The sequence below is a fragment of the Streptomyces sp. Y309 genome (assembly GCF_056712025.1).
On sequence record NZ_CM160048.1, the window covers coordinates 1,672,551 to 1,694,624 of the forward strand.

17 protein-coding genes are annotated in these 22,074 nt (G+C 72.7%); 10 read left to right on the forward strand and 7 right to left on the reverse strand.

The features are described 5' to 3' along the window. Positions 1 to 3: 3 nt before the first annotated feature. On the forward strand, positions 4 to 870 hold the full coding sequence (fdhD, locus tag AC0KTA_RS05905) for a formate dehydrogenase accessory sulfurtransferase FdhD (protein ID WP_481054041.1): 867 nt from the start codon (positions 4 to 6) through the stop codon (positions 868 to 870). A 72-nt stretch (positions 871 to 942) separates the two neighbouring features. Here the strand turns inward: fdhD and AC0KTA_RS05910 are convergent, their stop codons facing one another. Next, a complete protein-coding gene (locus tag AC0KTA_RS05910) occupies positions 943 to 1,422 on the reverse strand; it encodes a MarR family winged helix-turn-helix transcriptional regulator (protein ID WP_481054042.1) in 480 nt (159 codons plus the stop codon). A 119-nt stretch (positions 1,423 to 1,541) separates the two neighbouring features. On the opposite strand from AC0KTA_RS05910, the gene AC0KTA_RS05915 reads away from it, so the two are divergent. The 3 genes from AC0KTA_RS05915 (at position 1,542) to AC0KTA_RS05925 (ending at position 5,888) form a co-directional block, all read left to right on the forward strand. Further along, positions 1,542 to 2,465, forward strand: a complete 924-nt coding sequence (locus AC0KTA_RS05915; RefSeq protein WP_481054043.1) for a quinone oxidoreductase family protein — start codon at positions 1,542 to 1,544, stop codon at positions 2,463 to 2,465. A gap of 146 nt (positions 2,466 to 2,611) precedes the next feature. Next, the gene (locus tag AC0KTA_RS05920) at positions 2,612 to 4,564 is read left to right on the forward strand and encodes an exo-alpha-sialidase (RefSeq protein WP_481054044.1); all 1,953 of its coding nucleotides are present in this window, start codon (positions 2,612 to 2,614) and stop codon (positions 4,562 to 4,564) included. Between the two features lie 10 nt (positions 4,565 to 4,574). Beyond that, positions 4,575 to 5,888, forward strand: a complete 1,314-nt coding sequence (locus AC0KTA_RS05925) for a DUF4185 domain-containing protein (protein WP_481054045.1) — start codon at positions 4,575 to 4,577, stop codon at positions 5,886 to 5,888. On the opposite strand, the gene AC0KTA_RS05930 is transcribed toward AC0KTA_RS05925, so the two are convergent. Beyond that, positions 5,824 to 6,897, reverse strand: a complete 1,074-nt coding sequence (locus AC0KTA_RS05930) for a bile acid:sodium symporter family protein (RefSeq protein WP_481054046.1) — start codon at positions 6,895 to 6,897, stop codon at positions 5,824 to 5,826. The two genes, AC0KTA_RS05925 and AC0KTA_RS05930, sit on opposite strands and share 65 nt — an antisense overlap. 139 nt (positions 6,898 to 7,036) lie before the next feature. Here AC0KTA_RS05930 and AC0KTA_RS05935 point away from each other — a divergent pair, with 139 nt between their 5' ends. Then, positions 7,037 to 7,906, forward strand: a complete 870-nt coding sequence (locus AC0KTA_RS05935; protein ID WP_481054047.1) for a LysR substrate-binding domain-containing protein — start codon at positions 7,037 to 7,039, stop codon at positions 7,904 to 7,906. 125 nt (positions 7,907 to 8,031) lie between these two features. Here AC0KTA_RS05935 and AC0KTA_RS05940 read toward each other — a convergent pair whose 3' ends face one another. After that, positions 8,032 to 9,006: an Lrp/AsnC family transcriptional regulator gene (locus AC0KTA_RS05940; RefSeq protein ID WP_481054048.1), complete on the reverse strand. Its 975-nt coding sequence runs from the start codon at positions 9,004 to 9,006 to the stop codon at positions 8,032 to 8,034. Positions 9,007 to 9,126: 120 nt separating this feature from the next. Between AC0KTA_RS05940 and AC0KTA_RS05945 the strand changes: the two genes are divergently transcribed. The 5 genes from AC0KTA_RS05945 to AC0KTA_RS05965 all read left to right on the forward strand — a co-directional run bounded on the left by AC0KTA_RS05945 (position 9,127) and on the right by AC0KTA_RS05965 (position 17,684). Continuing rightward, entirely contained in the window at positions 9,127 to 10,623 is a 1,497-nt protein-coding gene (locus tag AC0KTA_RS05945; RefSeq protein ID WP_481054049.1) for an MFS transporter, read from the forward strand. Positions 10,624 to 10,826: 203 nt separating this feature from the next. Continuing rightward, positions 10,827 to 12,650: an AMP-dependent synthetase/ligase gene (locus AC0KTA_RS05950; RefSeq protein ID WP_481054050.1), complete on the forward strand. Its 1,824-nt coding sequence runs from the start codon at positions 10,827 to 10,829 to the stop codon at positions 12,648 to 12,650. Positions 12,651 to 12,747: 97 nt separating this feature from the next. Then, positions 12,748 to 14,016 carry an ABC transporter substrate-binding protein gene (locus tag AC0KTA_RS05955; protein ID WP_481054051.1) on the forward strand — a complete coding sequence of 423 codons (1,269 nt, stop codon included), beginning with the start codon at positions 12,748 to 12,750 and terminating at the stop codon, positions 14,014 to 14,016. 12 nt (positions 14,017 to 14,028) lie between these two features. Further along, complete coding sequence (locus AC0KTA_RS05960) at positions 14,029 to 16,824, forward strand: ABC transporter permease subunit (RefSeq protein ID WP_481054052.1); 2,796 nt, start codon at positions 14,029 to 14,031, stop codon at positions 16,822 to 16,824. A gap of 11 nt (positions 16,825 to 16,835) precedes the next feature. Further along, entirely contained in the window at positions 16,836 to 17,684 is an 849-nt protein-coding gene (locus tag AC0KTA_RS05965; protein WP_481056319.1) for an ABC transporter ATP-binding protein, read from the forward strand. 10 nt (positions 17,685 to 17,694) lie between these two features. Here the strand turns inward: AC0KTA_RS05965 and AC0KTA_RS05970 are convergent, their stop codons facing one another. The 4 genes from AC0KTA_RS05970 to pqqE are packed head-to-tail and all read right to left on the reverse strand — an operon-like array spanning position 17,695 to position 22,065. Then, positions 17,695 to 18,837 carry a PQQ-dependent sugar dehydrogenase gene (locus AC0KTA_RS05970; RefSeq protein WP_481054053.1) on the reverse strand — a complete coding sequence of 381 codons (1,143 nt, stop codon included), beginning with the start codon at positions 18,835 to 18,837 and terminating at the stop codon, positions 17,695 to 17,697. A gap of 41 nt (positions 18,838 to 18,878) precedes the next feature. Continuing rightward, on the reverse strand, positions 18,879 to 19,727 hold the full coding sequence (locus AC0KTA_RS05975; protein WP_481054054.1) for a polysaccharide lyase family protein: 849 nt from the start codon (positions 19,725 to 19,727) through the stop codon (positions 18,879 to 18,881). Continuing rightward, positions 19,724 to 21,004 (reverse strand): glycoside hydrolase family 88/105 protein, encoded by a 1,281-nt coding sequence (locus tag AC0KTA_RS05980; RefSeq protein WP_481054055.1) that lies wholly within the window; start codon positions 21,002 to 21,004, stop codon positions 19,724 to 19,726. Before AC0KTA_RS05980 ends, AC0KTA_RS05975 begins: the two co-directional genes overlap by 4 nt. Beyond that, entirely contained in the window at positions 21,001 to 22,065 is a 1,065-nt protein-coding gene (gene pqqE / locus AC0KTA_RS05985) for a pyrroloquinoline quinone biosynthesis protein PqqE (RefSeq protein WP_481056320.1), read from the reverse strand. The genes AC0KTA_RS05980 and pqqE overlap by 4 nt, the downstream gene beginning before the upstream one ends. Positions 22,066 to 22,074: the final 9 nt, after the last annotated feature.

The window sequence follows — 22,074 nt, forward strand, 5'->3', positions numbered from 1 at the left end:
GACATGGGACGAGTCACGGAGCGCCGCCGCGTCATCCGCATCCGCGACGGCGCGGTCAGCGAGCGGCCGGACACGCTCGTCGCCGAGGAACCCCTCGAGATACGCCTCAACGGCAAACCGCTCGCGATCACCATGCGCACCCCCGGCGACGACTTCGCGCTCGCGGCCGGGTTCCTCGTCAGCGAGGGCGTGCTGGGCGCGGCGGACGAGCTGCGGTCCATCGTGTACTGCGCGGGGGCGACGGCGGAGGGCTCGAACACGTACAACGTGGTGGACGTGTCGACCGCTCCCGGTGTCGTCGTCCCGGACATCACGCTGGAGCGCAACGTCTATACGACGTCGTCCTGCGGGCTGTGCGGCAAGGCGAGCCTCGACGCGGTCCGCACCACGGCCCGTTGGCCCATCGACGACCACGCCGACGACGCCGGCGCTCCCCCGGTCCGGCTGACGCCCGAGCTGCTCGCCCGCCTCCCCGACCGGCTGCGCGCGGCCCAGCGGGTCTTCGACCGGACCGGGGGTCTGCACGCGGCCGCGCTGTTCACCGAGGACGGCGACCTGATCGACGTGCGCGAGGACGTGGGCCGCCACAACGCCGTCGACAAGCTGGTGGGGCGGGCGCTGCAGGACGGCGGGCTGCCGCTCGCCCGCACCGTCCTGCTGGTGTCCGGGCGTGCCTCCTTCGAGCTGGCGCAGAAGGCCGTGATGGCGGGCATCCCGGTGCTCGCGGCGGTCTCCGCGCCGTCGTCGCTGGCCGTCGACCTCGCCGCCGAGACCGGCCTGACACTGGTCGGCTTCCTGCGCGGCTCCTCCATGAACGTGTACGCGGGCGAGCACCGCGTGGCCCTGCGGACCGCGGCCGCCACGGGCTGACCGGCGCTCTCCCCGCGGCACGGCGACGGGGTCCCGGCCCGGCGGGGAGCGCCCCCTGCGCCGGCCGGGCCCCTACGCCGCCCCTTCGCCTGTTTCGCCCCCGGCGCCCCGGCCGTCGACCCGCGCGACCCTCTCCAGCAAGTCGAGGAACACCTCGCGCTCGGCCGCCGAAAGCGGCGCGAGCAGCTCCGTGTTGGCGGCGCGCGCGGCCGCGGAGCAGCGGCGCAGCAGGCCCCGCCCCGCGTCGGTGAGGGTGACGGAGTTCTTGCGGCGGTCCTTGGGGTCGGGTGTGCGCTCCACGAGCCCGGCCTCCTGAAGGTCGTTCAGGACACCGACCAGGTCCTTGGGGTCGAGCTGGATGCCCCGCCCCAGGTCGGCCTGGGCCACCGGGGCGAGGTCGGCCACGGCGGCCAGGACCACGTGGTGCCACATCTTCATGCCTTCGGCGGCGAGTGCCTCGGCGACCAGACCGCGGCCGCGGGCGGCGGCCCGGCCGAGCAGCCAGCTCGGCAGCGTACGGATGGCGGAAGGGGCGAGTGGCGTCTCGGGCATGCGGTGACCCTATCCAAGAATCGTTGGACTTCCCAACGACATTGTGATTACCGTTGGGACTCCCAACGATTCCCATGAGTCCTTCCGCGGATTCACAGTCACGTCACGAGGAGGTACGGATGCGTCGCGTCCGGTACGAGCGCCAGGGCGGCCCCGAGGTCCTGTTCGTCGAGGAGGCACCGGTCCCCGAGCCCGGCCCCGGCGAGCTCCTGGTCCGGGTCGCCGCCGTCGGCGTGACGCTGCCCGTCGTACGCAAGGTGCGCGAATCGGCCGAGCCCATCGCGCTCGGCGGCGAGGTCGCCGGTGAGGTGGTGCGGACGGGTGACGGGGTGACCGGCTTCGCGCCCGGCGACCGGGTGACGGGCCTGGTCTTCGGGCACGGATACGCCGACTACGCGCTGCTGCACAGCGCGATGGCCTCGCCCGTGCCCGACGGCGCGAGCGCGGTCGACGCCGTGGCACTGGTGCGCAGCGGGCTCGTGGCGTACGGCGCACTGGAGGCCGCCCGGCCCGCGCCGGGCGCGGCCGCGCTCGTCACGGCCGCGGCGAGCGGAGTCGGCCACCTCGCCGTACAGCTCGCCGGGCTGCGGGGCGCGTCGCGGGTGGTGGGCGCCGTGTCGGACGCGGCCAAGGCGGACTTCGTGCGTGGGCTCGGCGCCACCGACGTCGTCGTCTACGACACGCCGGACTGGGGCGAGCCCGTCGACTACTGCCTGGACGCCGTGGGCGGCGAGCTGCTCGGCCCGGCCCTGGCCGCGCTCGCGCCGCACGGCCGCCTGGTGGCGTACAGCTCGGGCGGAGGCACCGTCCGGGCCTACGATCTCCTCGTCGGCGCCAAGACAGTGACGGGCTTTCAGATGAGGCTGATCGCGCAGGGCAGGCCGGATCTGTACGAGGCGTGGCGGCGCGAGCTGTGGCGGCTGTTCGCGGCGGGCGAGGTGCGGCCCGCCGTGCACGCCGAGTTCGGCCTGGAGGACGCCGCCGCGGCACACGGCGCAATCGAGTCGCGCGTCAACACGGGCAAGATCGTACTTATCGCTTAATCTGGCCACGTCCGCGCCCGGCACCCTGCCGGTATTCCGTTACGCGCACGCTTCTTGTGTTGCTCCAAGGCCCCCAAGTAGCTTCAGTGACGCGCACGTTGGACGTGGGATGTCCGAATGTCCGGTCGACATGAAGGGCCCGCACCATGCCGTCGAGACTCCGTGTACGCCTCAGACCACCCCGCCCCCGGCTCCGGCCGGGCACCGCACCCCGGCGGCGCACCGTCGCCGCCCTGACCGCCGGCGCGCTCGCCGCCCTGGCCCTGCCGCCCGCGCTGAGCGGCGGCTCGGCCGCGGCCGCGGACCGGGCGCCGCGGGCGCCGTTCGACCAGCAGATCCTCTTCAAGGCTTCCCAGGATCCGGGCTACGCGTGCTTCCGGATACCAGCGGTCGTGAAGACGGTGAAGGGAACGCTGCTCGCCTTCGCCGAGGGACGCGTCAACGACTGCAGCGACGCCGGTGACATCGATCTGGTCCTCAAGCGCAGTGAGGACGGGGGCCGGACCTGGAGCCCGATGCAGGTCATCAACGAGGGCGGCGGGGACACGCACGGCAACCCGGCGCCGGTCGTCGACCGCGAGACGGGCCGCGTCGTGCTCGCGGAGACCTACAACCCGGGCCGCACCGACGGCAAGAACTGCGAGGTGCCGTGCGACCGCACGCCCTATATGCAGTACAGCGACGACGACGGCGAGACCTGGTCGAAGCCGCGGGACCTGAGCGACGACATCCTGCCCGAGTCCTGGAACTCCTGGTACGCGACCGGGCCCGTGCACGGCATCCAGCTGACCCGCGGCCGGCACGCGGGGCGCCTGGTCTTCACGGTCAACGCCGAGTCGTGGAACGGCAGCCGGGTCACCGAGAACCACGCCGCGCTGGTCGTCAGCGACGACGGCGGCGACTCCTGGCGGATCGGGGCGACGGACTCGTACCCGATCTCCGCGAGCGACGCCACGTTCCGGCAGAAGCCCTCCGAGATGACCCTGACGGAGCGCCAGGACGGCTCGGTCTATGTGAGCGGGCGCGAGCAGGACGGCACCGACCTCGGGCACCGCGACCACGCCGTCAGCCGGGACGGCGGCGAGAGCTTCACCGGCCCGTTCACGTCGATCCCCGACCTGTACACGCCCCAGGTGCAGGGCTCCACGCTGCGGTTCGGCGACCGGCTGCTGCTGGCCTGCCCCGGGGATCCCGACCGCCGCCGGACCATGATGATCCGCTCCTCCTACGACGGCGGCCGCACCTGGGACAGCGTCGACCGGGGCACCGTCGTCACCGGCGACTGGTCGGGCTACTCCGACATGGTGGCGATCGACGCCGACCGGGTCGGCCTGATGTACGAGGGCGGCGCGGTCGACGCCCGCGACGAGGTCCGCTTCGCGCGCTTCACCGAGGACTGGCTGAAGCCGCGGCGCGGCCCGGACCCGCGGACCAACGACGGGGCGCCCGGCGCGCGGGACGCGGTGGTGCTCGGCGGCGCCCGCACCACGGACGGCGTCTTCGGCGGCCGCGCGATCGACTTCGACGGCGTGGACGACGCCGTCCGGCTGCCGCACAGCCCCCGACTGCCGCTCGGCACCAGGGACTTCACGGCCTCGCTGTGGTTCCGCTACTCGGCGACGAGCGGTGAGCAGCCGATGCTCTGGATGGGCGGCGTCGGCAACAGCCAGCCGCAGGTGTGGCTGCGCGGCGATCCCGCGAACAACCGCGTCACGGGCCTGATCACGACCCGCGAGGGCGGCGGCCCGCCGCGCTCGGTGTCGCTGAGCACCGACAGCGCCCACAACGACGGCCGGTGGCACCATGTCGCGCTGCGCCGCGGCGACGGCGAGCTCACGCTGTTCCTGGACGGCGAGCCGCTCACGCGGGACGACGTCCCGGGCAGCGTGAGCCGCAACTCGCCGTTCGGCGTGCACGTCGGCCAGCGCCTGGACAGCAGGGCCCACTTCACCGGCGCCATCGACGAAGTGGGCGTGTTCGAGGAGGCGTTGAGCGACACGGAGGTGGAGCAGCTGAGTGCGGAGCGCGCGCCGTCCGCCGCTGTGACGTGGAACACCGTCACCTGGCTGCCCATGGACCGGGTGCGCGCGGGGAACTAGCGTCCCGGGCGTGTCCGCAGCCACAGAGCCGTACGCCGCACCGTCCACCGCGGGCGGGCCCCCGGGCGGCCGGGGCGCGCGCAGGACCTGGCTGGTCCTGCTGCTCGCCCTGGCCTGCGCGGCCGTGTTCCTGACCGCCCTCCCGGACGGTGACGACGACCGGGAGGGCGGCCCCGCGTGTGCGGCGACCACCGTCGCGTCGTCGGCCGCCGAGCCGAAGCTCACCGGCGCGTTCGCCTCGTACGGCGACGACGGCGCCCGCACCGACGACTGGACGGGCGGCGACGGCACGCACTCGGTGCGGCTGCCGGACGGACGGGTCCTGTGGCTGTTCTCCGACACCGTCCTCGGCCAGGTGCACGCGCCGCCCAACCCGCAGGGCCAGCCGCACGCGTGGCGGGACACGAACGCCCCGATGGTGCGCAACTCCGGGGTGGTGATGGACCGTTCGGGAGCCCTTGAGCGTACGCTGCCCACCCCGCTGTTCGCCGATCCGGCGCCAGGGCAGTGGCGCTGGCCGGTCGCCGCGAAGGTCGAGCCGCGCTCGCCGGGCGCCGACGAGGACGTCCTGCGGGTGCTCCTGTGGACCCGCGCCACGGGCACCGGACCGTGGATCTACGGCGTGCCCGCCGCCACCGAGGTCGCCACGCTCTCCCTGCCGGACCTCCAGGTGGAGGGCATCACGCAGATCTCGGACCAGCGCGGCGTCGCCGACCCCGAGCGGCGCGTGCTGTACGGCGCGACGACCGTCGACGACGACGAGTGGACGTACGTCTTCGGCGGCAACGACGCCCAGGCCACCGCCCGCCCCTCCTCGCACGCCTACGTCGCCCGCGTCCCGCACGGCAGCCTCGGCGACCCCGGCGCCTGGCGGTACTGGGACGGCTCGGACTGGACCCGCACCAAGGCCCCGCGGCCGGTCCTCGGCAACGGCGACCACAAGGGCGTGGGCAGCGCCTTCACTGTGGTCCGACTGGATAGAACGTTCGTTCTACTCACGATGGCTGCCGGCGCCGCGGGCCTGGCGGACGTCACGTCCTACTGGTCCTGCTCCCCCACCGGCCCCTGGCACGGCCCCGCGAAGGCGTTCGCGCCGTCGCTGCCGAAGGACGCCGGGGGCGGGGGCGGCGGGGCGGACACGGCGGCCGCCGCCCCCTACAACCCGCAGGCCCATCCGGCCGTGAGCGGCGACGGGCGGCTCGTGGTGAGTTACGACGTCAACTGGCTGGACGCGACGGCGGCGAACGCGCAGGCGCAGATCAGCCGGAACGTGGAGCTGTACCGGCCGCGGTTCGTGTCGCTCCGCTTCCAGCGCGGGAGCTGACCGGCGCGACATCCGACTCCGTGGAGGGCGCCTCGGCCGCCTCCGGGTCCCGGGACCGGCGCTTGGCGATCACCGCGCAGACCATGAGCTGCATCTGGTGGAAGAGCATCAGCGGCAGCACCGCGAGCGAGGCCTGCGCGCCGAACAGGACGCTCGCCATGGGCAGTCCGGCGGCCAGCGACTTCTTCGACCCGGCGAACTGGATGGCGATCCGGTCGGCCCGCCCGAAGCCGAGCTTCTTCGCGCCGTACCAGGTCACCGAGAGCATCACGGCGAGCAGCACCGCCTCGACGCCGAGCAGCGCGCCGAGCCGGGCCGGGGTGACCTGGTGCCAGATGCCCTCCACCATGCCCTGGCTGAACGCGGTGTAGACGACGAGCAGGATCGAGCCCCGGTCGACGAAGGAGAGCACCTTCTTGTTGCGGGCGAGGAACCCCCCGATCCACCGGCGCAGGAACTGGCCCGCCAGGAACGGCACGAGCAGTTGCAGCACGATCTTCAGCAGTGAGTCCGCGGAGAACCCGCCCGCGCTGTGCCCGAGCAGCCCGGCGGCGAGCAGCGGCGTGAGCACGATGCCCGCGAGGGAGGAGAACGAGCCCGCGCAGATCGCCGCCGGGACGTTGCCGCGCGCCATGGACGTGAAGGCGATCGACGACTGGATCGTCGAGGGCACCAGGGTCAGGAACAGGAAGCCGCTGTAGAGCGCGGGCGTCAGGACGTACGGGACGAGGCCCTTGGCGGCCAGGCCGAGCAGCGGGAAGAGCGCGAACGTACAGAGCAGGACCGTGAGGTGGAGCCGCCAGTGCCGCAGCCCGTCGAGGGCCTCACGCGTGGACAGGCGCGCGCCGTACAGGAAGAACAGCAGCGCGACGGCCGTGGTCGAGGCGCCGGACGCCACGTCGGCGGCCGTGTCGCGGGCGGGCAGGAGCGCCGCGATCCCCACGGTGCCGAGGATGGCCGCGATGTACGGGTCGATCGGCATCCAGGACGGCCAGGACGGGCGTTTCACGGTGCTCCATGCGTCAGTGGTGCGGGGTGTTCGGGTTCGGGGGCGGCACGTGCCCTCTCCATGGTCCTCCTCCCGGCGGCGATCGGGAATCCCGTACACCGCTCTGACTGTCATCACGTTCCGCGATAGCCTGGGATGCGTGTACGACCCCGCTCAGCTCCGTACGTTCCTCGCGGTGGCCCAGACGTTGAGCTTCACGCAGGCCGCGCGCCGCCTCGGCCTGCGCCAGTCGACGGTGAGCCAGCACGTGCGGCGCCTGGAGGAGGCGACGGGGCGGCCGCTGTTCACGCGGGACACGCACAGCGTGGAGCTGACCGAGGCCGGTGAGGCGATGCTCGGCTTCGCCCGGCGCATCCTGGAGGTGCACGAGCAGGCGGCCGCGTTCTTCACCGGCGCGCGGCCCGGCGGGCGGCTGCGCTTCGGCGCCTCGGAGGACTTCGTCCTCACCCGTCTCACCGACATCCTGGAGTCCTTCCGGCGCGGCCACCCCGAGGTCGACCTGGAGCTGACCGTCGAGCTGTCCGGCACGCTGCACGAGCGCCTCGACGCGGGCAAGCTCGACCTGGTCCTCGCCAAGCGGCGCCCGGAGGACCCGCGCGGCGAACTGGTCTGGCACGACGACCTGGTGTGGATCGGCGCGCCCCGCCTCCGTCTGGACCCGGACCGGCCGGTGCCCCTCATCGTGTACCCGCCGCCGGGCATCACCCGCGCCCTCGCCATGGAGGCCCTGGAGCGCAGCGGCCGCCCCTGGCGCGTCGCCTGCACCAGCGGCAGCCTCAACGGCCTGGTCGCCGCCGCCCGCGCGGGCCTGGGCGTGATGGCACACTCCCGCGGCCTGATCCCCCCGGGCCTGACCCGCCTACCGGACCGGACGGGCCTCCCGGAACTGGGCGCGGTGGACTTCGTACTGCGCCACGGCGAGCGCAGCACCCGGGCGGCGAGCGCGGCGGAGGCGCTGGCAGCCGCGATCCTGGCAGGCGGGGACCGCCTGCAAAGAGGCCGAGCCTGAGCATCCGGACGGCGGTGAGAGAGCCTCCCCAGGGGCGCGGGGCTGTATCAATGGCGGCTCCGCCGCGTGGGCGCGACCAGCCCCCACGAACCCGCAGACAAAGGAACACGCAACCCAGCGGAGCGCTACCGCCCCGGCCGGTAGGACAACTGCTTCACCCGCCGCAGGAACGGCGCAGTCTCCACATGCTGAACGCCCTCCAACTGCCCGAGTTTCCCGCTGATGTAGGCGTACAACCCCGCCGTATCCCGAGCCACGACAGTGGCAACCAGATTCGAGGGCCCGGCCGTAGCGGAGGCAAAGGCGATCTCGTAGTGCGAGGCGAGCGCCTCGCCCACCTGATGCAGCGCGGCGGGCGCAGCCGTGATCCAGAGCGCGGCGGCCACGCTGTAGCCGAGCAGTTCGGGGGCGTACTCGACGTCGACGAAGAGCGCACGGGAATCCAGGAGGGCGGCAAGACGGCGCTTGACGGCGGACTCCGAGAGACCGGTGGCACGCCGGAGTTCGGGGAACGTGGCGCGACCGTCCGCTTCGAGCGCGGCCACCAGCGGCTCGTCCTCGGCGGCGATCCGGACCGGACCCGACGGCGCCGGCGGAAGCTGCGGCGTCAGCGCCGCGAGCTGCGCCTCGCTCAGCGGCGCGAACTTGCTGAGCCAGCCCCGGGGCCCGCCGAAGAAGCCGTGCAGGAGCTGGTGGGCGCGGATCTCCACGATGTGCGGGGTGCGCGGCAGCTTGCCGAGGAGCAGGTCGTCGTGGTCGCCGGGGGTGCGTGGGCGCGTCATGCACATCACCTCCGTGCCGCCGGACATCAGGGCGACCCAGGAGGTGTCGGGGCGGCGGGCCAGCGCGTTGGCGATGGTCGGCGCGGCGTCGGGCGCGCAGCGCAGGCGCAGCATCCAGTGGTCCTTGCCGAGCCGTTCGGCGTTGCGCACGCCGACGACGCGCAGGCCGCCCATGGCGGTGAGCTTCCGGTAGCGGCGCGCGACAGTCTGGTCGGAGACGCCGAGGACCGCGGCGAGCCTGCTGAAGGAGGCCCGCCCGTCGGTCTCCAGGCCCTGGAGCAGTTTCATGTCCAGCTCGTCGAACATGTCGGATTCCATCGGTGAGCACCTCCCCCGTGTCGGGTCCGTCCGGTGCGAGCCCGGCAGCCCTCATGATCGTCCGGCCCTGACGGATCGTACGCGTCGTACGGAACCGCACGGGGACGAGGAGTGGGAAACATGCGCACATGGGGGCCGCTGACCGCGGTGTGTCTGGGCACATTCATGCTGTTGCTGGACGTGACGATCGTGGTGGTGGCGCTGCCCGACATGGCGCGGGCGCTGGACGCGTCGCTGAGCGATCTGCAGTGGGTCATCGACGGCTACGCGCTCGCGCTGGCCGCGCTGCTGCTCGGCGTCGGCGCCGCGGCCGACGTGCTCGGCAGGCGCCGGATACAGATCGCGGGCACCGCGCTCTTCGCCCTCGCCTCGCTCGGCTGCGGGCTCGCGCCGAACGCGGAGCTGCTCGTGGCGGCGCGCGCGGTGCAGGGCCTCGGCGCGGCGGCGATGTTCGCGACGACACTGCCGCTGCTCGGCGCCGCCTACCAGGGCAAGCAGCGCTCGGTGGCGCTCGGGATCTGGGGCGCGGTGAGCGGCGCCGCGGCGGCCCTCGGGCCCATCGTCGGCGGGCTGCTCACCGAGGGGCCGGGCTGGCGGTGGATCTTCTTCATCAACCTGCCGGTGAGCGTGGCGGCGGTGTGGCTGACGCTGCGCGTGGTGCCGGAGGCGAAGGGGCACGCGGGCCGGCGGGTGGACTGGGCGGGTACGGCGGCGTTCGCGGTGTTCGCGGGGGCGCTGACGTACGGGGTGGTGCGGGCGTCGTCCGCCGGGTGGGCGTCGGCGTCCACCGGCGTGACCTTCGCGGTCGCCGCGCTCGCGCTGATCGCCTTCGTGGTCGTCGAACGCCGCGTGGCACACCCGCTGCTCGACCTCGCGCTGCTGCGCAAGCCCGCGTTCACGGGTGTCCTGATCGCGGGGATCGGCTACAACGCGGCGGCCTTCGCCGTGATCCCGTACTTCTCGATCTGGCTGCAGACCGTGCTCGGCATGAGCCCGATCCGCGGCAGCCTGGTGCTGCTTCCGCTCGCGGCGACGTCCTTCGTGGTGGCGGCGGTCGGCGGTCGGCTGCTGCACGGCGTCTCCGGGCGGTACGTCATCGGCGTCGGCCTGCTCCTGATCGGCGCGGGCTGCCTGGCGATGGCGGTGCTGGACGCGGGCTCGTCGTGGCAGGCGCTGGTGCCGGGCCTGACGCTGTCGGGCGCCGGGGCCGGGCTCGTCGCGCCTGCGCTCGCGGGCTCGGCGCTCGCGGCGGTGCCGCCTGCGAACGCGGGCATGGCGGGCGGCGCGGTCAACACCTTCCGGCAGCTCGGCTACGCCCTCGGCGTCGCCGTCTTCGGCACGGTCCTGACCTCCCGGATGCAGGAGTCGATCGGCAAGGACGCGGCGCACACCGCTGCGGGCGGCGGCGCGTCCGCCCTGCGGGGGACCGTCTCCGGGCACGCCGTGCGGGAGGCCTTCGCCGCCGGGCTCAACGCGGCCTCGGTGACGGCCGGCGTGGTGGGTCTGGCGGCGGGCGTCGCGGTCCTCGTCATGGTCCGGACCAAGCCCGCGCCCGTCGCAGGTCAGACGCCGTCGCGGGCCCCGGAACGCGAGCCCGAGAAGCAGCTCCAGGCGTAACTCCCGCGTACAGATTCGGTGGAGATTACGGCACCGAAACTTACTCATCCGTCAGTAATGTGTCCGACCCTTACCCTTGTGGCCGCATTTCACCCGCTGACCTGTGACGATCGTGCCCGTTCGGGCGTTTCCCACCCCCTCCCGAATGGGACGGGGGTGGGGTACCGTCACCGGCGCTGTGCGGAGCGCCACAAGGAGCACCATTGCGCGAGTTCACGAACCCTCCCATGGCGTCGGCGCCGCGGGTGGGCGGCCTTGCCGACGCCGTGTTCGACCATGCCCTTGAGGATCCGGTCCGCGTCGTCCTCGGCCGCAAGCGTGACGGCGTCTGGCAGGACGTGACGTCCGCGGAGTTCCGCGACGAGGTCCTGGCGCTCGCCAAGGGGCTGCTCGCCCAGGGGGTGCGGTTCGGCGACCGGGTCGCCATCATGTGCCGCACGCGGTACGAGTGGACGCTGTTCGACTTCGCCCTGTGGACCGTGGGCGCGCAGGTCGTCCCCGTGTATCCGACGTCGTCGGCCGAGCAGGTCTTCTGGATGCTGCACGACGCGCAGGTGTCGGCGGCGATGGTCGAGCACGAGGACCACGCGATGACGATCGGCTCGGTCGTCGACCGGCTGCCGCATCTGCGCCGGCTGTGGCAGCTCGACGGCGACGCGGTAGGTGAACTCGGCCGGGCCGGACGGGACTTGGACGACGAGGTGGTGCACCGCCACCGGCGCGCCGTGACGCCGGACTCCGTCGCCACCGTGATCTACACCTCCGGCACCACGGGCCGCCCCAAGGGCTGCGTGCTCTCCCACGCGAACTTCATGTTCGAGGTGGACACGCTCGTCGAGCGCTGGGAGCCGGTGTTCCGCTCCAAGCGCGGCGACGAGCCCTCCACCCTGCTCTTCCTGCCCCTCGCGCACGTCTTCGGGCGGATGGTGCAGATCGCCGCGGTGCGCGCCCGCGTCAAGTTCGGCCACCAGCCGAGCCTGAACGCCGCCGCGCTGATCCCCGACCTCGCCGCGTTCCGGCCGACGTTCATCCTCGCCGTGCCGTACATCTTCGAGAAGGTCTTCAACGCGGCCCGGCGCAAGGCCGAACGGGAGGGCAGGACGGGCCCGTTCGACAAGGCCGTGGAGGCGGCCGTGCGGTACGCCGACGCGATGGAGGCCAAGGCCTTCGGCACCGGCCCCGGGCCGTCCACGGCCCTGCGCATGCAGCATCAGGTCTTCGAGAAGCTCGTCTACTCCAAGGTCCGCGACGCCATGGGCGGCCGGGTGCGGCACGCGATGTCCGGCGGCTCCGGGATGGACCGCCGCCTCGGCCTGTTCTTCGCAGGCGCGGGCGTGACGATCTTCGAGGGGTACGGGCTGACGGAGTCCTCGGCCGCCGCGACCGCCAACCCGCCCGAGCGCACCCGCTACGGCACGGTCGGCCAGGCCATCCCCGGCACCACCGTGCACATCGCCGACGACGGCGAGGTGTGGCTGCGCGGCGGCCATGTCTTCCAGGGCTACCTCAACGACCCCAAGGCGACGGACGCCGCGCTGCACGACGGCTGGCTCGCCACCGGCGACCTGGGCGCGCTCGACGAGGACGGCTATCTCACCATCACCGGCCGCAAGAAGGAGATCCTGGTGACCTCCGGCGGCAAGAGCGTCTCGCCGGTGCAGCTCGAGGAGCGGGTGCGGGACCATCCGCTGGTCGCGCAGTGCATCGTCGTCGGCAACGACCGGCCCTACATCGCGGCGCTCGTCACCCTGGACGCGGAGGCCGTCGAGCACTGGCTCGCCATGCGCAACAAGCCCCCGATGGCGGCGCACGAGCTCGTGCACGACCCCGACCTCGAGACCGAGGTGCGGCGGGCCGTGGTGGCCGCCAACACGCTGGTCTCCCAGGCGGAGTCGATCCGTACGTTCCGGATACTGGCGCACCAGTTCACCGAGGAGCACGGGTTGCTCACGCCCTCGCTGAAACTCAAGCGGAAGGCCATCGAGCAGGCCTACGCCGCCGAGGTCGAAGCGCTTTACCGGGGCTGACCCGCGCCCGCGCGAGTGAATTTGACGTTGCGTCAGTTATTGACGGCTCGTCAGGTCGGACACAGAATCTGCCTCACTCGACCGGAGGGGGACGACCGTGTCGCGATCCCTGCGCAAGCTCGGCGCCGCCGCCGTGGCCGGACTGCTGCTCGCCGCCGCATCCGCCTGCAACTCCGCGTCCAACAGCGGGAGTTCGGGCGGCGGCAAGGGAGGCGACTCCGCGCGCGGCGTGACGGACGACTCCGTCAAGGTGGGCGGGATCGTCTCCATGACGACCGCCAGCGGTTACAGCAAGAAGGACACGGACCTCGGGGCCAGGGCCCGCTTCGAGAGGGCGAACGCCGAGGGCGGGGTGCACGGCCGGAAGATCGACTACCTGGGCGCGGAGGACGACGGCCAGGACCCGGCGCGCAATCTCGCCGCCGCCCGCAAACTCGTCCAGCGCGAGAAGGTGTTCGCGATCGCCCCGATGAGCTCGGTGACGTTCTCCGGCGCCGACTTCCTCCAGGAGCAGAAGGTGCCGACGTTCGGCTGGGGCACGATCCCGGCGTTCTGCGGCCCGACGTACCTGTACGGCTTCGGCGGCTGCATGGTGCCGATGCCCGGCGGCACCATCACGCAGAGCTGGCCGGAGGGCCTGAAGACGGTCATGGGCGGCGCGCGCGGCAAGTCGGTGGCGATCCTCGCGAACGACAACGAGCCGGGCACCTTCGCCATCCGCACCTACCGGCAGAGCTTCAAGGCCGCCGGTTTCGAGGTGACGTACGCGAAGTCGGTGGTGCCCGCGACCTCGGTCCCGAGCGACTGGTCGGCGTACACCAAGGACATCCTGCGCTCCGACGGCGGCAAAGCCCCCGACGCCGTCGTCTCCGTGATGCAGACCCCGTACAACATCGGCCTGTTCACCGCCGTGAAGCGCACCGGATACCGAGGCGTGCTGACCGACCCCACGGACTACGACCCGGGCCTGCTCGCCAAGAGCGCGACGCGCAAGGCGCTCGACGGGGTGCATGTGCTGCTGACGTTCCAGCCGTTCGAGCAACAGAGCGCGGACATGAAGCAGTTCAAAGCGGACATCAGGAAAACCGCGGGCAAGGACGTACCCCTCAACATGCACATGATGACGGGCTACATGTCGGCGGACCTCTTCCTCGCCGTCGCCGGGAAGGCGGGCCGGAAGCTGACGGCGGAGTCCTTCCAGCGGGCGGCCGAAGGCTTCTCCGACACGGGCACGCTCGTCGGTGACCGGGCCCTGCCCAAGGGCCGCAAGGAGGCGTTCGGCTGCGGGGCGCTGGTGCGTCTGAAGGACGGGAAGTACGAGGTGGCGTCGCCCTTCCGGTGCTACGAGCCGATCCCCTTCCGCTGAGGGCCGCCGCCGATGTCGGACCTGCTGGGTTTCGTGCTGAGCGGACTGGTCTCGGGCGCGCTGTACGCGCTGCTCGCCACGGGCCTCGTCCTGTCGTACTCCGCGTCCGGGGTGTTCAACTTCGCGCACGGCGCGACGGCCTATCTCTGCGCGCTCGCCTTCTACGAACTGCACTCCGGCTTCGGCTGGCCCGCGGTGCCGACGGCGCTGCTGCTGGTGTGCGTGCTCGCGCCCGCCCTGGGCTGGGGGCTTGACCGGCTGATGTTCCGCAAGCTGGCGCGGGTGGGCGAGACGGCGCAGATCGTGGCGACGATCGGCCTGCTCGTTGCGCTGCCCGCGCTGGGCCTGTGGGTGGTGGAACTCCTGGCGGACGCGGGCGCGCCGGTCAAGCCCGCCGAGAACCAGTTCGGCCTGCCCGGGGTGGGGCCGAGCCCGGCGAAGAGCTGGCAGCTGACGGACGGCGTCGGCGTCGACTCCGACCAGCTCATCACGTGGGTGGCGACGGCGGTCGTCGCGGCGGGGCTGTGGGTGCTGATGCGGCACACGCGCCTGGGCCTGCTGATGCGCGCGGCCGTCGACAACCGCTCCCTGGTGGAGCTGCGCGGGATCAGCGCGGACCGGCTCTCGTCGGTGGCGTGGATGCTGTCGTCGGGGCTGGCGGGCCTGGCGGGCGTGCTCGCCACGCCCTTGTTGGGCCTGTCGGCCCACGACTTCACGCTGTTCCTGTTCGTGTCGGCGACGGCGGCCGTGCTCGGCCGGTTCCTGTCCTTGCCGCTGGCGTTCGCGGGCGGCCTGGGGCTCGGGGTGCTGCAGAACCTGGTCGCGGGGTACGCCGACTTCGCCGAGTCGATCACCGGTTTCCGCACGGCGGTGCCGTTCCTGCTGCTCTTCGCGGGGCTGCTGGTGCTGACGCGGCGGCAGCGGGTCGCGGGCACGGCGGCGGTGGACGCGGCGCCCGTCGACTATCTGGCGGGGCGGTCGTGGGCGCGCAGGTGGGGCCCGTGGGCGGTGGCGGCCATGCTCCTCGCCACCGCCTTCTACACCGTCACCACCCCCTTCTGGAGCGGCCTGCTCGCCCAGGGGCTCGCCCTGTCCCTCGTCTTCGTGTCCTTCACCGTCGTCACCGGCCTGGGCGCGATGGTGTCGCTCGCGCAGGCCACGTTCGTGACGGGCGCCGCGCTCGTCGCCGGGCTGCTGCTGAGCCACGGCTGGCCGTTCTTCGCCGCGGCGCTCGTCGGCACGTGTGCCGCCGCTGTCCTGGGCGCCCTTGTCGCGCTGCCCGCGCTGCGGCTCGGCGGCCGCTCCCTCGCCCTCGCGACACTCGCCCTCGCCTTCCTCGCCGACCAGGTCCTCTTCCAGCTGGGGTGGCTGCGCAACGGCGACACCGGCTGGGAGATCCCCCGGCCGGTGTTCGGCCCCGTCGACCTCTCCGACGACCGGGCCATGGGCGTCGCCATGGTCGTCCTCGTCACCGCCGCCGTCGCCGCGCTCGGCGCGCTGCGCGGGTCCGCGTCCGGGCGGGCCATGCTCGCCGTGCGGTCGGCGCCGGCCGCCGCGATGGCCTCCGGCGTGTCCGTGGTCCGTACGAAGCTGCTCCTCTTCACGCTGTCGGCCGGGCTCGCCGGGTTCGGCGGCGTGATGTACGCGTCCTTCAACACGCGGATCACCGCGACCGACTTCACCGCGATGACCGGGCTTGTGTGGTTGGCGGTGGTGGTCGCGGCCGGTGTGCGGAGGCCGCAGTTCGCGGTGGTGGCGGGGGTCGTGTACGTCGTCGTGCCGCATCTGCTGTCCGAGTACGTCACCGAGTCCGCGCATGTGCCGGTGATGCTGTTCGGCTTGGCGGGGTTGGCGTTGGCCAACGATCCGGATGGGTATTGCGCGGCGGTGCCGGTTCGAAGGTGGCGGCGGCGGTCGGGCCCTGCGGGGCTTTCCCCAGTCCCGCCCCTTCCCGAAACTGGGGCTCCGCCCCAGACCCCGTATCGGCCTGAACGGCCTCGTCCTCAAACGCCGGACGGGCTAGAAGGGTGGGCGGGTGGGAGAAAGCCCCTCCGGCGTTTGAGGAGCGGGGGTCCGGGGGCAGAGCCCCCGGCAGGGCACCCCGCCCTCGCCCTCCACGGCATCCACGCCGCCCACGACACCACCCCCACCCTCCACGGAGTGCACCTCACCGTCCACCCAGGCGAAATCGTCGCCCTCCTCGGCCCCAACGGCGCAGGAAAGTCCACCCTGTGCCAGGTGGCGGCAGGCCAACTCGCCCCCACCCACGGCCGGGTGACGGTGGCGGGTCGGGACGTCACCCGCCAGGGGGCGACCCACCGCGCTCGCGCGGGCATCCTCCTGGCCCCGGAGACCCGCGCCGTCTTCCCCACCCTCACCATCGACGAGAACCTCACCCTGCACCTCCCGGACCGCCCGTCCCGAGAAGCCGTCTACGCCCGCTTCCCCGCCCTGGCGGCCCGCCGCACCGTCCCGGCGGCCTCGCTGTCCGGCGGTGAGCAGCAACTGCTGTCCCTCGCCCCGCTCCTCCAGCGGCCTCCGGACGTACTCGTCGCCGACGAACCGTCGCTGGGCCTCGCGCCCCGGGTCGCCGACGAGGTGTTCCGGCTGCTCGCGGAGCTGAGGGACGCGGGAACGGGGCTGCTCCTGGTGGAGGAGAAGGCGGCGGAGGTGCTGGGCCTCGCGGACACCGTGGCGTATCTGGCGCAGGGCCGCGTGGCCTGGTCGGGACCGCGTGCCGAGGTGCGGGTGGACCGACTGACGGAGGCGTACCTGGGCCTGGCGGCCGAGGAGGCCAACCACCCATGAACGCGTCCGCCATGAACCAGCCCCCCGCCGACCGGGCCCCGGCCCACCAGCCCTCCGCCCTCATCGCCTCCCACCTCACCGTCCGCTTCGGTGGCATCCGTGCCCTCGACAACGTCACCCTCGCCCTCCGCCCCGGCGAGGTGTGCGGCCTCATCGGGCCCAACGGCGCGGGCAAGACGACCCTGTTCGACGTCCTGTCGGGCATCCGCCGCCCGGACGGGGGCCGGGTGCTGCTCGGCGGCGCCGACGTCACGCGCCGCTCACCGGTGTGGCGCGCCCGGCACGGCATGCGCAGGACCTTCCAGCGGCAACAGCTCTTCGGGCAGCTCACGGTCGCCGACAATCTGCTGGTCGCGCAGGAGTGGCGCGGGGGCGGCGGCGGGTTCGCCGCCGATCTGGTGGCGGCGCCGACGCGGCGTACCCGCGAGGACGCACGGCGCGCGCGGGCCGCCGCCGTGCTGCGGGAGTGCGGCCTCGACGACCTGGCGGGCCGTTACGCCGGTGATCTGCCGGTGGGCCGGGCCCGGATGGTGGAGCTGGCGCGCGCCGTCGCGGACCCGCCCGCCGTGCTGCTCCTGGACGAGCCCGCCGCGGGGATGACGGTCACGGAGCGGCGTCAACTTGCGGCTGTCGTACGGCACTTGGCGGACGAGGAGGGCGTCGGGGTGCTGCTGGTCGAGCACAATGTGGCGTTCGTGATGGAGGTGTGCGCCCGGGTCGTCGTCCTCGACCTCGGCCGCGTGCTCGCCGAGGGCACGGCGGCCGAGGTACGCGCCGACCCGAAGGTCCGCGACGCGTACCTCGGCACCGCAGCCGGGCCGCCCCAACGACCCGGCGGTCCCACGGGACAGGGCTCATGACCGGCCGGGGTCAGCCGATGTTCACGCGGAAGATCTTGTCCGCGCCGTCCGGCTCCCCGCCGTTGGCGTCGGCGTTGGTCGTCGACAGCCACAGCGACTTCGCGCCCGGCACGGCCGTCACCGAGCGCAGCCGGCCGTACTGGCCGACGTAGAAGGCCTTGGCCGTACCGACGTTCTCGTTGTCGGCGTTGATCGGGACGCGCCACAGGCGCTCGCCCCTGAGGGCCGCCATGTAGACCGCGCCGTCGACCACGGCGATGCCGCTCGGCGATGCCTCGGCGACGCCCCAGGTCTTCTTCGGGTTGGTCATGCCGGAGACGTCGCAGGCGCCCTCGCAGGTGGGCCAGCCGTAGTTCTTGCCCGGCTTGACGAGGTTCAGCTCGTCCTTGCTGGAGTCGCCGAACTCGGCCTCCCACAGGCGGCCCTGCGGGTCGAAGGCGATGCCCTGCGGGTTGCGGTGGCCGAGGCTGTACACGTAGTTGTTGAACGGGTTGCCGGGCGCGGGCTTGCCGTCCCGGGTCAGGCGCAGGATCTTGCCGTTGAGCGAGTTCTTGTCCTGCGCGAGGGGCTTGTTCTGCGCGTCGCCGGTGGTGGCGTACAGATGGCCGTCGGGGCCGAAGGCGAGGCGGCCGCCGTTGTGGTACTTGGCCTTCTTGATCCCCTTGAGCAGCACCGTGTAGCCGCCGAGCGAGGAGCCGTCGTACGTCATGCGCGCGATGCGGTTGCCCTCGGACGAGGTGTGCATGAAGTACACGTAGTGGTTGGTGGCCCACTGCGGGTCGACGGCGACACCCATGAGACCGCCCTCGCCGCCGGTGGTCTGGGACTCGGGCACCTTGCCGACCTGCTTCTTCGTCGCGCCGTCCGCCGAGACCGACCAGACCCGGAAGTCGTCGCGCTCGGTGACAAGGGCGGACTTGCCGTCGGGCAGCCAGGAGGTGCCCCAGGGTATGGTCCAGCCGGTCGAGATCGTCTTGATGTCGGTGGGCTCCCCGGCCGGCGCGGCCGGTGCCGCGGACACCGAGGGTACGTACGCCACAAGTCCCGCCGCCAACACGGCGGTTGTGGCCAGGGCCACCTTCCGGGCCGAGCGGCCCTTGCCCCGACTCCTGCCCTGACGCTTGCTCCGGCTCTTGCTCTGGCTGTCGTGCACGTGTACCTCCATGTGGGGGGACTGCCTGGGGGGTTGCTGGTTCACACGAGCTGGTGGGCGCGCATGCCGGTCAGGAGCATGTACGTGTTCTGGAGCGAGCCGGAGGTGTCGCCGAGGGAGCGGTAGATGCCCCACTTGGGCCGCACGCGGTCGGCGAGGAAGGTGTCCACGCCGGACTTCGACTTGTCGATGACGGTCGTTCCGCCGCTCTTGAGGATCCAGCGCACGGAGCCCGACGAGCCGTTGCCGATCTTGATCTGGAAGTCGACGTCGGTCCATGTGTCGTGCAGCGGCTCCAGATCGGTGCGGCCGACGAGAATGTCCTGCTCGAAGATCTTCAGCTCGATGGTCTGCTTGCCGCTCACCCGGCGCAGCGACTGCACGACGATCGGCGCGCTGCCCGGGCCGGGCTGCTTCATCTGCATGATGTGCGTGAAGCTCGTGGTCGCCTTCAGCGAGCTCGGCAGGTACATGCGGTAGGTGACCCGCCAGGTCTGGCCCTGCTGCCACTTCAGGTACGAGTCGCCGGTGCGGCAGCCGGTGACCTCGTGCCGCTGCCGGTCGTCGCTGGTGTCGCGGTCGACCGTGTGCATGGTGAAGCGGAAGTTGTCGCCCTCGGCGGCGATGTGCGGCTTGGCCGCCGGGTGCGAGTTCGCGCGGTCGTCCTCCAGCGTCTCGAAGGCGCGCAGGCCGACGTCGCGGGCGGACGGGGACCAGCGCAGCTGCCAGTCGGCGGCGGGGGCCGCGCCGGCCGCGGGCAGCCCGGCCGCCGCGGGCAGGCCGACTGCCGTGGCGGCGGCACCTGCTCCGGCCCCAAGTGCCGCCCCCAGTACGGTCCTTCGCGAGGGAGTTCGTGGGGGAGTTCGCGAGTGGGTTCGTGAGGGAGTCATCGCTCGCTCACCTCTTCTTCCTGATTCTTCCGGAGCTGTTCGTTCATGATCAAAAACGCACCGAGGCCGTGGAAGTCGTTGGTCTGCCGGGGGCGCGCGATGTAGAAGGCGTAGTCGCCGACGTTGGTGCCGATCGAGATGTCCGTGAGGTTGGTCAGGCCGTCGGAGCCGAGCGAGATCTTCTCCAGCACGCCCTGGTAACCGCGCCGCGCGACGTCTCCGTACGACGGCGGCACATAGCCCTTCTCGGCGGCGCGCGACAGGGCGAAGGTGAACATGCTGGAGCAGGACGTCTCGGTCCAGTTGCCGCTCTCCGTCCCCTTGTTCACGACCTGGAACCAGCGGCCGGTCGCCGGGTCCTGGGCCCGCACGATGCCCGCCGCCAACTTCCGTACGTGGCCGAGCAGTTCGCCACGGCCGGGGTCGCTGCGGGGCGTGGCGTCCAGGACGTTCACGGCAGCCATGGAGTACCAGCCGATGGCCCGGCACCACTGCTCGGGGGCGCGCCCGGTGCCTTTGTCCGCCCAGACCGCGGTGCGCGACTCGTCGTACGCGTGCTGGAGCAGGCCGTTGTCCGCCTGGAGGCGGCGGGCGTACACGTTGAGCTGCTCGACGGCTTCACGGTCGGTGTACGCCTCGTCGTCGAACTCCTTGCCGTACTCGACGAGGAACGGAGTGACCATGTAGACGCCGTCGGACCAGAGCTGGTGCGCGCGGCTCGCGGTGTCGGCGTGCCAGAAGCCGCCGTCCTCGGTGCGCGGGTAGGTCTTCAGGCGCTCGCGGATCTTCCGGGCGGCGACGCGGTAGCGGTCCTCGCCGGTCTCGTGGTGCAGGATCACCAGGAGCCGCCCGGCCTGCATGCTGTCGAGGCTGTTGAACTTCTGCCCGATGTTCCCGTCGGCGTCGACGAAGCGGTCGACGTACGCCTTGATGTACGTCAAGTAGCGCTCGTCGTGGGTGCGTTGGTACGTGAGGTACTGGCCGTAGAGGTAGAGCCCGACGGGGTAGGACCAGCCGCCGATGGTGGCCGGGGTGAAGCGGGTCGTGGTCGAGTCGACCAGGGCGACGGACCAGTCGGTGGCCGGGGGCCGCGCGGTGGGCGCCGTCCGGCCCGGGTCCGGCGAGCCGTCGGCCGGTGCCGCGTCCCCGGCCGTGGCGGGCGCCGTCTGCGCGGTGAGGACGGCGGCACCGGCGAGGAGAGTGGCCAGGGTGGCGCTTCGCGCGGCTCGGGTGCTTCTTCGTATTCGTGAGGCGCGTGTACGGCGGCGGCGCGTCATGTTCCTCCCTCGCGGTAGGCGAAGCCGGGGTGGTCCGGGGCGGGCCCGCGCGCGGCGTCCACCAAGGCACGGACGAGGCCGTGGTCAGGTGAGCGGTGGCAAGCGGGGTCGGTGCGGGCGGCGTCGCCGGTCAGGGCGTGGGCCTGGCAGCGGCAGCCGCCGAAGTCGACGGCGCGCAGCTCGCAGGAGCGGCAGGGCTCCCGCATCCAGTCCTCGCCGCGGTAGCGGGTGAAGGCGGGCGACTCCCGCCAGATCCAGTCGAGCCGGTGGTCCCGCACGTTCGGGGCGTCGTCGCCGAGCAGCTCCGCCGCGGCCGGGCAGGGCAGCACCGTGCCGTCGGGCGCGACGGTCAGGGACACCGCGCCCCAGCCGCCCATGCACGGCTTCGCCGTGGCGTCGACGTAGTCGGGCGCGACCCAGACCAGCTCCATGCGCCCGGCGATCCTGGCCCGCCAGTGCGCCAGGGTCAGCCGGGCGCGGGCCACCTGGTCCGGGTCGGGGAGCAGCGCCTCGCGGTTCGCCAGCGCCCAGCCGTAGAACTGGGTGTTGGCCAGCTCGATCCGGTCGGCGCCCCAGGCCAGGCCCAGCTCCACGAGCGCGTCGAGGGCGTCGAGGTTGGCGCGGTGCAGGACGGCGTTCAGGCCGAGCGGCAGGCCGGCCTCACGGACAAGCCGGGCGGCGCGCTCCTTCGCGCCGCTCGCGCGGGCCCCGGCGATGAGGGCCGCCCGCGCGGGGTCGGCGTGCTGCACGGAGAGCTGGACGCTGCGCAGGCCCGCGTCGACCAGGGCGGCCAGGCGCGCCTCGTGCAGGCCGACGCCGCTGGTGACGAGCTGGGTGTGGATGCCCGCCTCGTCCGCGGCCGCGACGATCCGCGGCAGATCGCGGCGCAGCAGCGGCTCGCCGCCCGACAGATGCGTCTGCACGACGCCCAGGCCGGCGGCCTGCCGCAGCACGTCGCACCACTCGTCGGTGGTCAGCTCCACTGACCGACCGATCAGTTCGACCGGATTGGAGCAGTACGCGCAGCGCAGCGGGCAGCCGTGGGTGAGCTCGGCGAGCAGGGCCCAGGG